The sequence below is a fragment of the Acidobacteriota bacterium genome (genome assembly GCA_009691245.1).
In the GTDB taxonomy this organism is placed as follows: Bacteria; Acidobacteriota; Terriglobia; order 2-12-FULL-54-10; family 2-12-FULL-54-10; genus SHUM01.
The window spans coordinates 1-12223 of the sequence record SHUM01000015.1; the positions used below are offsets into that span (position 1 = coordinate 1).

Annotated in this window: 12 protein-coding genes; 6 read left to right on the forward strand and 6 right to left on the reverse strand. The window is 58.8% G+C overall.

Annotated features, from left to right (window positions below):
* Positions 1–508: 508 nt before the first annotated feature.
* The 3 genes from EXQ56_05335 (at position 509) to EXQ56_05345 (ending at position 4696) form a co-directional block, all read left to right on the forward strand.
* Positions 509–1636, forward strand: a complete 1128-nt coding sequence (locus EXQ56_05335; protein ID MSO19878.1) for a glycosyltransferase family 2 protein — start codon at positions 509–511, stop codon at positions 1634–1636.
* Between the two features lie 69 nt (positions 1637–1705).
* The gene (locus EXQ56_05340; protein MSO19879.1) at positions 1706–2854 is read left to right on the forward strand and encodes a DUF1972 domain-containing protein; all 1149 of its coding nucleotides are present in this window, start codon (positions 1706–1708) and stop codon (positions 2852–2854) included.
* Positions 2855–3184: 330 nt separating this feature from the next.
* Complete coding sequence (locus tag EXQ56_05345; GenBank protein MSO19880.1) at positions 3185–4696, forward strand: hypothetical protein; 1512 nt, start codon at positions 3185–3187, stop codon at positions 4694–4696.
* Between the two features lie 50 nt (positions 4697–4746).
* On the opposite strand, the gene fabG is transcribed toward EXQ56_05345, so the two are convergent.
* The 4 genes from fabG to EXQ56_05365 form a co-directional block, all read right to left on the reverse strand.
* Complete coding sequence (fabG, locus tag EXQ56_05350; GenBank protein MSO19881.1) at positions 4747–5502, reverse strand: 3-oxoacyl-[acyl-carrier-protein] reductase; 756 nt, start codon at positions 5500–5502, stop codon at positions 4747–4749.
* A gap of 113 nt (positions 5503–5615) precedes the next feature.
* The gene (gene fabD, locus EXQ56_05355) at positions 5616–6554 is read right to left on the reverse strand and encodes a [acyl-carrier-protein] S-malonyltransferase (GenBank protein ID MSO19882.1); all 939 of its coding nucleotides are present in this window, start codon (positions 6552–6554) and stop codon (positions 5616–5618) included.
* A 109-nt stretch (positions 6555–6663) separates the two neighbouring features.
* Positions 6664–6849, reverse strand: a complete 186-nt coding sequence (locus EXQ56_05360) for a 50S ribosomal protein L32 (GenBank protein MSO19883.1) — start codon at positions 6847–6849, stop codon at positions 6664–6666.
* Positions 6850–6875: 26 nt separating this feature from the next.
* On the reverse strand, positions 6876–7391 hold the full coding sequence (locus EXQ56_05365; GenBank protein ID MSO19884.1) for a DUF177 domain-containing protein: 516 nt from the start codon (positions 7389–7391) through the stop codon (positions 6876–6878).
* A gap of 204 nt (positions 7392–7595) precedes the next feature.
* Here EXQ56_05365 and EXQ56_05370 point away from each other — a divergent pair, with 204 nt between their 5' ends.
* Positions 7596–7799 (forward strand): hypothetical protein, encoded by a 204-nt coding sequence (locus EXQ56_05370; protein ID MSO19885.1) that lies wholly within the window; start codon positions 7596–7598, stop codon positions 7797–7799.
* A gap of 157 nt (positions 7800–7956) precedes the next feature.
* On the opposite strand, the gene EXQ56_05375 is transcribed toward EXQ56_05370, so the two are convergent.
* Positions 7957–9108 (reverse strand): deoxyguanosinetriphosphate triphosphohydrolase, encoded by a 1152-nt coding sequence (locus tag EXQ56_05375; protein MSO19886.1) that lies wholly within the window; start codon positions 9106–9108, stop codon positions 7957–7959.
* A gap of 50 nt (positions 9109–9158) precedes the next feature.
* Positions 9159–9872: a tetratricopeptide repeat protein gene (locus EXQ56_05380; GenBank protein MSO19887.1), complete on the reverse strand. Its 714-nt coding sequence runs from the start codon at positions 9870–9872 to the stop codon at positions 9159–9161.
* A 296-nt stretch (positions 9873–10168) separates the two neighbouring features.
* On the opposite strand from EXQ56_05380, the gene rsmI reads away from it, so the two are divergent.
* Complete coding sequence (gene rsmI / locus EXQ56_05385; protein MSO19888.1) at positions 10169–11086, forward strand: 16S rRNA (cytidine(1402)-2'-O)-methyltransferase; 918 nt, start codon at positions 10169–10171, stop codon at positions 11084–11086.
* Positions 11087–11254: 168 nt separating this feature from the next.
* Complete coding sequence (locus tag EXQ56_05390; protein ID MSO19889.1) at positions 11255–12001, forward strand: metallophosphoesterase; 747 nt, start codon at positions 11255–11257, stop codon at positions 11999–12001.
* Positions 12002–12223: the final 222 nt, after the last annotated feature.

The following is a 12223-nucleotide window of genomic DNA, read 5'->3' on the forward strand; positions in this document are numbered from 1 at the left end:
CGCTTCTATCCATTGTGGTTTGAAGACGTGGATCTCTGTCTGCGGCTGAAGCGGGCAGGTGGAATGATTGTCTATATTCCCGACGTGGTGATCGAACACCAAGGGGGGCATTCGCTCGCATCCGTCGATTTTTCAGAAAAGCAGGTTTACTGGTACCGCAACTTGATTTATTATGTGGGAAAGAATTTGGGCTGGCGGGCTAGTTGCTTGGTTCGGGCCGCTCTGCTTTGTGGTTTGGGTTTGAGGATCGCGGCGGAGTTGACTGGGCTGGTGATTGGACCGATAATTGAGTGGATTTCATCAAGACCCCGCACGCAGTCCCGCGTCCGCAACGCGCGCGTAGCGGCCTATTGGCGAGCCGCTCGTGTGGCCTTTGCAAGCCACCCTGCAGTGCGCTTGGCTTAAGGGGCCGTGAGCAATGGAATTGAGCAGCTTACATATCCGACGACACGGCTGGCTACGCCCGGGCTGGGCTGGGCGGTGCCGCTTAGAGGGACTGAAATAACGTATGGGGGATCAATTGACTGGGGTGACGCGCGCACCGCTCGTATCCATTTCCATCGTGACCTACAATAGCGGACCTTTTCTGAAGCGCTGCCTGGATTCCGTGCTGGCGCAGGACTGGCCGCGGCTGGAAGTGATCGTCATTGACAACGCCAGCACCGACGATACGCGGAGCATCCTGGAAAGTTATCAAAAACGGATTAGCGTGATCTGGAACAAGCAGAATCGCGGTTTTTGCGGCGGGCAGAACCAGGGCATTCGTCGCGCTGAAGGCGACTGGGTCCTGGTGCTCAATCCAGATGCCGCGCTGACCCCGGCATTTGTCTCCTCACTCGTCTCGGCCGGTGCCCAGGATCCCAACGCGGGCACGCTTTGCGGCAAGCTGCTGCGCGCCGAGCCGGACCTCTCCATTTCCTGTATACCACAAGTGGACTCCGCCGGAATCTATTTCACGCCCACCTTCCGGCATTTTGATCGCGGCACACATCTTCCCGACGGGCCGGAGTACAGTCAGCCAGCCTATGTATTCGGCGCCACGGGAGCGGCGGCATTTTATCGGCGCGCGATGATCGAAGATGTTTCGGTGGAAGGTGAGTTCTTCGACGAGGACTTTTTCTTTTCCCGCGAGGATGCCGATGTGGCCTGGCGCGCCCAGTTGTTCGGCTGGAAGTGCCTCTATGTTCCCCATGCAATTGGGTATCATGTGCGGCGCGTATTCCCGGGCGTACGGCGCAACCTGCCCTCGCTGATCAATCAACATTCGGTGAAGAACCGTTTCCTGATGCGCATCAAGAACGCCACGTTTGGCCTGTATCTGGTGAATTTGTTTACCGTTACGGTGCGTGATCTGGGCATTCTGGCCTACTGCCTGGTCAGCGAACGCGGATCGCTTGCGGGGCTCGGCTTTGTCCTGCGCAACTGGAGCCGGATCATGGCCAAGCGGCGCATCATTCAGCAGCGTCGGCGCGTTTCGGATGATTACATGAAGGCCTGGTTCCGCTTTCAGCCCGTCACTTTTCCCGCGCCGTTTCTGCTCAAGCCGGAAGAGAACCTGCCGGTTGCCGCCAAGTCCGCGGCGGCGGCCATCGTCAATCTGCGTCCGGCCGGTTCGGGCCCCGAACGTTCTCGCTAACTTTTCGTCTTACCCTTCCGTATACATTTACACTGGCATTTTCAACTTCGCCCGCTATCATGATGATTGATGAAGATCGCCATCTTGGGCACGCGCGGCATTCCGGCAAATTACGGCGGCTTTGAAACCTTCGCGGAGGAGTTGTCCGCGCGATTGGTGGAACGGGGTCACGAAGTTGTCGTCTATGGCCGCACCAACAACATTCAATATCGTGGTGACACCTATCGCGGCGTGCGCCTGAAGCTGCTGCCCACCATCCCGCATAAATATCTCGATACCATTGCCCACACTTTTCTTTCCATCCTGCATGTGCTCCCACGGGATATCGAAGTGATCCTGATCTGCAACGCCGCCAATGCCGTGTTCTCCTTTCTTCCTCGCATGGTGGGAAAGAAGACTGTAAGCAACGTGGACGGCCTGGAGCGTCAACGCAAAAAGTGGAATGCGCTGGGACGCGCCTGGTATCGCATCTCCGAGCGTTTGGCCACGGTGCTGCCGAATGGCATTGTTACCGATGCCGAGGTCATTCGCGCCTACTACGCCAAGCATTACGGGCGTGATTCCTGGTGTATCCCCTATGGCGCGGATGCGGAGAAAGTCGAGACGCGGGTGGCGCTCGATCGCTTGGGGCTTGTGCCGGATGACTACTTCCTTTATGTCTCCAGGCTGGAGCCCGAGAATAATGCGCTGCTGGTGATTCAAGCCTTCGAGCGCGTAGAGACGCGAAAGAAGTTGGTGATTGTTGGCGATGCTCCCTACGCGGACGAATACATTGCGCGGTTGAAGGCAACCCCCAAAGCAAGCAATGCCTCGCGCATCCTGTTTCCTGGAGCCATTTACGGGGCTGGTTACCGGGAGCTGCAATCGCACGCCTTCGCCTACGTTCACGCCACGGAGGTGGGAGGCACGCACCCGGCGCTGATCGAGGCCATGGGCCGGGGCTGCGCCACACTCTATCTGAATACACCGGAGAACGCCGAGGTGGCCGGTGACGCCGCGATCCCCTTCACGCAGGATGCCGAAGTCTGCGCCCACCAAATGTCGCGGTTGATCGGCGATGAGGCTCTTCGCCAGCAATACAAGGTCCTTGCCCGCGCCCGCGTGTTGAGCCGTTACAATTGGGATGTGGTAACTACACAATACGAACAGATGCTCCAGCAGTTGCTCGCCGGCGGACGCAGCCCGAGTAAAGTTCCTCCTCCCCCTATACCTCATTAGGAACACAGCCGGGTGCGATCTCCAATTTTGAGCAAGATGTTTATGCAACTTGACCGATAGCCTTGATAGCATGAATTGTTAAGGTTAGGTGTCGGCGAATGTTTCAGCCGGTAGGGGAGCTTGCAGAAGTGGCTAAAAAAAACAGAGTCAAGGAAAATCCCGCCGGCCCCCCCGCGTTCAAAGCCAATCGTGGCCTCAGAGCCTGAAGTCGAATCGCGTATGGAGTCGCCGTCTCCTCGTCCCGGTGGATTTTTCAAGAAGCTCTCGGGGTTATTTGGCGGGTCGGCCAAATCGGAATCAGCCGGGGAACCAGAAGACCCAACCGGGTCTTTGATAACTCTGTTTACCGGTCGCGCGCCGGCGCGCGCGTTGCCCGCCGAGGATACCAAGCCTGCCAGCAACAAAGAGTCTTCCGCTCCCAAGAAGGCGGAGACGCCCGCAACGGATAACGATGTAACTCTGCAAAAGGTGGGAGAGTTGGACCGGCTGCGCGAAGAAAATGGTGCCCTGAAAAAAAAGCTGGACGAAGAGCGCCAGCTCGCCCGCGTGCAACTGGGACAGATGGAGGTGCAGGGCAACGAACTGCGTTCGACCGCCGACAAAGTCCGCGGGGAGCGAGGGGATATCGAGGCCCGCGCCGCGGTGCTGCGCAAGTCCGTCACCGCGCTGGAGCGCCAGGTGCAGGACGAGCGGGAAAAATTCAACAAAGAGCTGGAGCGAACAGCCACACAGCGGGACACTCTGATGCAGGAAGTAGCTGAGCTAAACGAGTGCATCGTCACGCTGGAGAAGGATCAGGAGGAGACGACTCTTTCCAACACGCGATCGACCACGATGGGACTGTCAACGGAGATCGGTGCCAGCCACGCTCACATTTCAAGGCTGGAGTCGCTGGTGCAGCGTCTTGAGGATGAAGTCGAGAATTCGCAGCGAGAATTTGCCACAGAAAAAGAAAAGTCCCGGCGCACCGCCGATGAGTGGGAAGCAAAACTCAAGCAAAGTGAACGCGCCGTCAGCCAGGCGCACGCCGAGCGCCAACGCATTGAAGGCAGCGCTAGCATGGTGCAGATGGCTGTCGAAGCCCTCGAACAGCAGGTACGTGAGCAGCGTGAGGCGATGGAGTGTCAGGCCAAGCTGATGGACTCCGAGCGCAGCCAGGCTCGCGCCCGTTCGGGTGAGCAGGAGCAGAAGATTCTGTCGCTGCAAGCCCAACTGGAAGCCGCCAGCATGGTAGGCTCCATCGATGACAATAGCGATACGACGGTCACTGCGTTGGATACCGCGCTGACCGAGACGCTCACCCACTCCGCGCTGGCCGAATCCCGCATCCTCCTATTGGATGGCGAGCTGGAGGCGACACGTAATCAGGTGTTGAAGGAGGCTGAATCCTCCGCCGAACGCATCAAGAAGTTCGAGGCGCGTTGGGAAGAAGTTCAGCAGCAGCTTTTGCCGAAGGATCAGGAACTGACCGAGTTGCGTCCGCTGGTGAATCAATTGAAGGCGCAGGTGAAGACGCTCAAAGCCGCGTTGGCCAAGGGGCAAGCTCAGGCGCAGGCTGGCGTTGCTGGCGCGGCATCCGGGACAGAGAACCAGCCGTTTGGTTTCAATGATCCCACCTTCGCGCAGACCGGAGTGCGGCTGCCCGCTGACATTGCGGAACCGTTCTATCATCAGACCATGGCGCCGATCACGGTGATGCTGGCTTGCGCGGACATCCTCAACATGAGCAAGAAAGTCGACCCCAGCCTGAAGAGCACCGTGGCGGAGTTCAAGACGCAGACGCAGACGCTCCTCGACCTGATCAAGCGCTATACTCTCCCGCCCGATTCAAAAGCCAGTTAAATGCCGAACTGTCGCGGCACGGTTCGCAACTCTGTTCACAGCATCGGCAATTAACTGGCCAGGTACATCCCACCGTTAACGTGGATCACCTGCCCGGTGATGTAGGAAGCTTCCTCGGAGGCGAGGTAGCCCACGGCGTGAGCCACGTCGGCGGGTAGGCCCAGCCGACCGAGCGGGATACGCGCGAAGAGTTTTTCCTTTTGCTCGGGAGTGATGACTTCCGTCATGGCCGTCTCGATGAAGCCCGGTGCCACGGCGTTTACCGTCACCTTGCGCGAGGCCACTTCCAGCGCCAGCGCGCGGGTCAGTCCATTGATGCCCGCCTTGGACGCGACGTAGTTGGCTTGGCCGGGATTGCCCAACTGCGAGACCACCGACGTAATGTTGATGATGCGGCCCTGCCGCCGGCGAATCATTCCCGGCAGTACCTGCTGGATGCACAGGAACATCGAAGTTAGATTGGTGTTGAGAACCGCGTCCCAGTCTGTCCGCTTCATGCGCAGCATGAGGCCGTCGCGAGTGATGCCGGCATTGTTGATCAAAATGTCGATCGGCCCGCAGCGCTCTTCAGCCTGATCGAAGCACTTCTTGATGCTCTCTTCGCTGGCCACATCCAACTCGAACGCCGCTGCGGCGTCCTCGGCATGGCGCGTCTGGCGAATCTCCGCGGCCAGGTCTTCGAGTTTTGCAAGATTGCGCGAAGCCACCGCCACCTTCGCTCCCGCTGCCGCCAACAACAGGGCGCAGGCTCGTCCGATACCTTGCGAAGCTCCCGTTACCAGCGCGATTTTTCCTTCGAGCGACATCGCTTGCCTCCGATTTTGCTTTGGTAGCCACGGTGAGCGTTGTTCTGGCCGTGGTCGTTTGGTCGCAACCATGGGTCCACGGCGAGAAAAATGCTCACCGTGGCTACCAAAGACTAGCTCACCTGGATTGCGCTGAGCGCTTTTTCCAGACTCTTCACATCTTCCACGTTGACGCACGCAGCCGCGCGGTCGATCTGGCGGAGCAAGCCGCTGAGGACGCGGCCCGGCCCGACTTCCACAAACAGTTCCACTCCCGCCGCCAGCAACTTGCGCATACTCTGCTCCCACAACACGGGCGAGGGAATCTGGTCAATCACGCCCTGCCGCGCCGCGCTGCCGCCGCGAACTTCCTCGGCGCGCACATTGTTGATTAATGGAAATTCAAGATCGCTAAACACCGTCGCGTTCAGCTCTGGCGCGAGACGTTCCTGCGCCGGGCGCATTAGGGCGCAATGGAATGGCGCGCTCACTGGCAGAGGTACGGCGCGCTTCGCTCCGGCTGCGGTTGCCAATGCCATTACGCGCTCAATGGCGGCCTTGTGTCCCGCGACGACGATCTGCTCGGCTGAATTGATATTGGCAGGACTGCAAATCTCTCCCTGCGCGGCTTCAGCGCACAGCTCGGTCACTTTGGCGATGCCGATACCCAGCAGCGCCGCCATCGCTCCGGTGCCAACGGGTACGGCCTGCTGCATGTATTCGCCGCGATGGCGCACAATGCGCAGCGCGTCAGAGAAATTCAGCGCGCCGGCCGCCACCAGCGCGGAGTACTCGCCCAGACTGTGCCCGGCGACCGAGACGGGCCGAATACCTTTTTCCTGAAGGACACGGTAGGCGGCTACGGAAGTAGCCAGAATGGCCGGCTGCGTGTTGGCGGTTAGTTGAAGCTGCTCAGCGGGACCGTCATAGCACATCTGCGAGAGCGGGAATCCCAGCGCCTGATCCGCTTCGTCAAATGCGGCGTGCGCGGCGGGAAAAGCCTCGGCCAGCTCACGGCCCATGCCGGGCGATTGCGATCCCTGACCGGGGAATAGAAATGCGATGGTCTTCATGGCGTGGAGATCATCTCCGGCGGATAGTCTTACTAGATCAAAATCGCCGGGTCGTCATCCGCCACACTGTGCGGAGGACTCCGGCGACTGGATCAGATCCGTACAAAAACTATTTCGCAGTTGCCACTTTAATGACAGGGCGGCCTTTGTAATAACCACAACTCTTGCAGGCCGAATGCGCCAGACGCTTCTCATGGCATTTGGGGCAGTCCACCGTTTGGGTGGGGACCAAAAAATCATGAGCGCGGCGCGTGCCTTGGCGGGCATGTGAGTGGCGTCGTTTTGGATTGGGCATTCTTTCCTCCGCGGAACATTTACGAACTACTGTTTCTTGAAACTTTCGAGTCCGGCCAACCGGACGTCGATTTTTTCAGTCTTGCATGAGCACACGGTAAGATTGCGGTTCTGGCCACACTGCGGGCAAAGTCCCGCGCAATCTTCCCGGCAAACATTCTTCATGGGCAGGGTGAGCAGCACCTGCTCCTTCAGCACTTCATCGAGTTCGAGGCCGTGCCCCTCGTAAAACCCGATCTCCAGTTCCGCCGGCTTTACTTCGATCTCTTCCTCGCGCGCGATGGACTTCATCGGCCGGTAAAACAGATCATACTCAATATCAATGGGCCGCCGCGTCGGTTCCAGACACCGGTCGCAAATCGTCTCGACCACCGTGCGCAGCGAGCCAGACAGATGAATCTCCTGGCCCAGCAACTCGGCCACGCCCGTCGTCGTGAGCGGCTCAAGCTGCTTGATCTCGCTGCCAAAGCCTATACGGCCCGGCTGAAGAGTCTGCTGAAACTCCAAGGCATCTTTTTCAAGTTCATGTATGTCGATGAACATGGCCCTGTGTCCTATCTACCGCAAAGCCGCATTGATCATTATACGTTAGATGTGAGGCGCGGGGGAAGCACTTCCGTCAAAAGTGAATCCAGCCAACGGCAAGCCAACCAGTTGTCATGTGGTAATTAGGTAAGTACATAAACGACTTGTGGAGGGACGTGGATAATTTTCCACAACAACCGGCAAACTATTGTTGAGATGAAATTGACTCAACTATCCGAACTTCTGTTAAGCGAACTGGCGACAAAAGTCGACGCCATCATGGCTTCAATGCCGGAAGCTGAACAACAGGAAAGAATAAAGCAGCTCAAGAAACATTCTTCTTCGCTGCGGCAAACGCCGCAAGCCAAAGTGCGTGAAACTCGGCAATCCTCGGGTCGACGCTCTGTATCCCGCAAATCCGCATAATCTTCCCAAATCTTGTGGCCTATTGGCCGTCAGCGCGTCTTTGTATGCTTTGAAGATAGCATTGCGCCGATCCATCTACTTCTCATCCCTGGCTCCAGTTGATCTACGCTTTACCATCTGAAAAGTTCCTCAATGCAATAATTTCGCGAGTAGCCGATCAGGCGCGCGGGCCTGATCCGGCGTTCACCGGGCCGAACTGTTCCAGCGCGAGGCGGAGAACGTAGGGGTCGGTCATGCCCGCGATGTAGTCGCAGACCACGCGATGCAGCGGTGCCCCCCCTGCTGATTGCCGTGCCTGCTCGGCGTACCCGCGCGGCATCTTGTCGGGGTGATCGAGATAGAGTTGGAACAATCGATCCATGGCCAGCAGGCCCGCTTCGCGTTCGGGAGCCAGCGCGGGATGCGCGTAGAGATGCTTATAGAGATACTTCTTCAGGATGTTCTTGTGCTCTGCCGCTTCCTTGCTGAACGCGATGATCCGTCGCGGGCAGGCTCGCACGTCGGCGACGGACTTGATCCCGAGCCGCGCGATCTCGGCCAACGAGTTTTCCATCAGATCGGTAGCCAGGAAGTTCAGGATCATCTTGATGACTTCATTGAACTGCATCTTGGCGGCTGCGGCGGGATAGCACGCCACTACCTGCTGGAAGTATTCATCGAAGATGGGCAGGTCGGCGCGCAGCGAGTCGATGGTTAGCAGCTTGGCCTCCATGCCGTCGTCGAGGTCCGCCGTGTTGTAGGCGACCTCGTCGGCCAGGTCGATCAACTGGGCCTCCAGCGGCGGGCGCTGGTCCAGCGCGTATTCACTTAGCTCGGGATGATGCTCGGGGGAGTAGTCGCGCGAGTGCTTGATGATTCCTTCGCGCACTTCAAATGTCAGATTCAGCCCGGCAAACTCGGCGTAGCGCTGCTCAAATGATTCGACGATGCGCAGGGCGTGCAGGTTGTGATCAAAGCGCTCGCCGAACTGCTGCATGATGCGGTCGAGAGTGTGTTCGCCGGCATGGCCAAAGGGCGGGTGGCCGATGTCATGGACCAGTGCGAGGGCCTCCACCAAATCTTCGTTCAGTCCAATCACGCCGGCGATGGTGCGCGAGATCTGGGCGACTTCAATCGTGTGCGTGAGCCGGTTGCGGAAGTGGTCGGAAAAGCGCGTGGTGAAGACCTGCGTCTTATTTTCCAGACGCCGGAAGGCGCGCGAATGCACAATGCGGTCGCGGTCGCGCTGATAATCATTGCGATAGCGGTGTGGTGGCTCCGAGTGCCGGCGTCCCCTGGTGTCAGCGGTTTTTAGAGCGTATTCGCGCATAGCTGGAGGTGGCCTGATCGAATTCCGGCTCAGACACGAGCGCTCATGCTTTACTGGGCGGGAAGTTCCAGGATGCGCGCCGAAGCCATCTCGGCCAGCGAGGACTCGGGGAATTCTTTCTCAATTTCCTGATAAATAGTCCTGGCCTGGCCGGGGTTGCTGGTGCGATAAATATCGGCGAGCGCCAACTGCGCGGTTACCTTGGGCACTGTGCGCGTGGGGTTCTGCTCCAGTTCTTTGAGAATCTTTTCAGCGTCAGCGGCCTTGGACTGCTTCTGCAATGTGCCCGCCAGCGCCATCTTGGTTACCGAGCGAAAGTCCGCATCGCCTTCACCGGATAGTTCCTGTAATTGCTTTTCCGCCTCGGCATATTTCGCCAACCCCACCTGCGAAAGCGCGACGTAGTATTTCGCCCAGCGCGCCGCGGTGGTCCCGCTATGCTCATTGGAGACGGTAGTGAAATCCTTGATGGCAGCCTCGTAGCGCTCTGGCTCGGTGGCGAACCATTTGCCTGTATTCTCCGGCGCTTTCGTTGGGGTGACGGTCGCATGGTACGTATCGAGCGCCTTGCCGAAGGCCTCGGAAGCATTTTGATTGCGGCTGCGCAGGAACAACATCACGGCCAGGGCTAACACCACAACCCCGCCGCCGATGCCAATCCACTTAAGCAGCGGTCGACGGTGGTGCATGAAGTAATTCAGCCCGACGCCAAGTTGCGCGACCAGTTCATCCTTCTTCAGTTCCTGCTTTGTAAGCCTAGCCAAGTCCGGCTCCTTCCAATTGTCCACAAGAAAATTAATTGCGGCGACTGTTTCCCTCAATAGCAAGTTAACAATTACGCCAACTGATAATTATCGCCGATTTTTGAGCGCAGGCAAGCCTGCATTTCATCTACACCTCATTTTGTACACCTCATTTTGAAGTTTCGAGAGTGGCATGGAAGGCATGGCTGGGAGCGTGGCGGGAGCACCTCTCATCCGTCCCTGGCGTCCCTGGCGGCCATGGCCAAACCGGCAAGACGGCGGTCGTGCTATTCTGAGCGAGCTGGAGTGCGCTCAGAATGGCTAAACGAAATCCAGAATCTACCAGACCCTTGGCCGTAGTCGAAGGGTTGCCAGCCAACCCGCCTGGAGTGCTCTATCTGCTGGGCACTCCGATCGGTAACCTGGAAGATATCACGCTGCGCGCCTTGCGCGTGCTACGCGAGGTCGATTGCGTCGCCTGCGAGGATACCCGGCAGACGCAGAAGCTGCTCACTCACTTTGCGATTCAGACGCGCACCGTCAGCTACCACGAGCATAACGAGATGACCCGCGCGCCGGAGCTGGTCTTGCAGCTTGAGCAAGGCGCGCGCATTGCGCTGGTAACGGATGCGGGCATGCCCTGCATCTCCGATCCGGGATACCGTTTGGTGCAGTTGTGCGCTCGTCATCGCATAACGGTGGTGCCTGTCCCGGGAGCCTCCGCGGTGCTGGCCGCGCTGTCCGCCTCGGGATTGCCGACGCACTCGTTTCACTTCGCTGGATTCCTGCCTCCACGCGACACCGCGCGCCGCAAAGCATTGTCCGGCCTGAGCGAAATTTCCGGCACGATGGTGTTGTTCGAATCTCCACACCGGGTAGTGGACTTGCTCGTTGCCGTGCGCGATACGCTTGGCGAACGGCCCGTGGTGGTGGCGCGCGAGTTGACCAAGATTCATGAAGAGCTACTGCGTGGAAGATGCTCGGAGGTGTTAAGCGTTCTGCAGGGCAGGGAGAAAGTTCTGGGCGAGATCACCGTGCTGATCGGCGCGGCCGATGAGCACTCCGTCGCAGCACCGCAGGCAGATACTGGGAACGTGCCCATCGCCGACCGTGTGTTGCAATTGATGAATGAACACGGTGTCTCACGCATGGAGGCATTGAAGCGCGCCGCCCGCGAGCGCGGCATCTCCAAGAGTCAGGCGTGGCGCGAGTTGGAATCCTCGCAGAAGCGCTGAGATCAAGTGTTTACAACTCGGTACTGACGCCCGCCAGTTTATCTGCGCTACAATTTCAATTGCATCGTCGCCGTATCGTTCTGCATGAATGGCACATGGCAAGACCGCGACAATGCAAAGCCATCCGCGTTATACTCGGGGTTTATGCCGGAAGACCAATTCTGAACTATGCGCTATCTGATCCTCAGCGACATCCACGCTAACTACGAAGCGCTGCGCGCCGTGCTGATCTCGGCCAAGGGCGACTACGAAGACATTGTGTGTTGCGGCGACCTCGTCGGCTATGGCCCCGACCCAGACTCGGTGACTGACTGGGTGCGCCAGAACGTCAAGCGCGTGGTGCGCGGCAATCACGACCGCGCCTGCTCCGGCGTCAGCGACGCTCTTGAGTTCAACGAAGCCGCGCGCCTGGCCGCCTATTGGACTCGCTCGCACATGAAGCCGGAGAACATTGAGTATCTGCAGCAATTGCCCGCGGGGCCGCTGGTGATCGACGATATCTTCAGCATCTTCCACGGCAGCCCGCGCGACGAGGACGAGTACGTAACCGTCTCCACTGAAGCCGCTGATTGCTTCGCGCTGATGACCCACCCGCTGGCCTTCTTCGGCCACACGCACTTGCAGGGAGGGTTCCTCAAGACTATCCGCGAGAACGTGCTGGTGCTGCCCAGCGGCGTGGCCCGCGAGAGCGCCTTCCGCCTGCTGGAGATCCGCGAGGGCGAGGGCTACTACATCAATCCCGGCTCGGTCGGCCAGCCCCGCGACCGCGACCCGCGCGCCGCCTTCGCCATCTATGACACCAAGGGCTACATCGAGTACCGCCGCGTCCCCTATGACATCGAGACCACCGTCCGCAAAATGGTGGATGCCGACCTGCCCGAATTCCTCTCCTACCGCCTGACCGTAGGCCGCTAGGCGTCCGCCAGGAATCGCTCCGCCACGTGTCAATAAATTCCCGGCAAACCCACTCTGATATTCGCCGGAAAGCCGCCTGTTTCGCCCACCACGCACGCCCGCCAAATTGCATAAAGAATCCACCCTGCCCAAAGTGCACACTTTCACGGAATTGCCCACTCTGACCAGATTGCCCAGTCCGTGCCAGATACTGAATGAGTGGATAGGGATTCGGGAAATCGG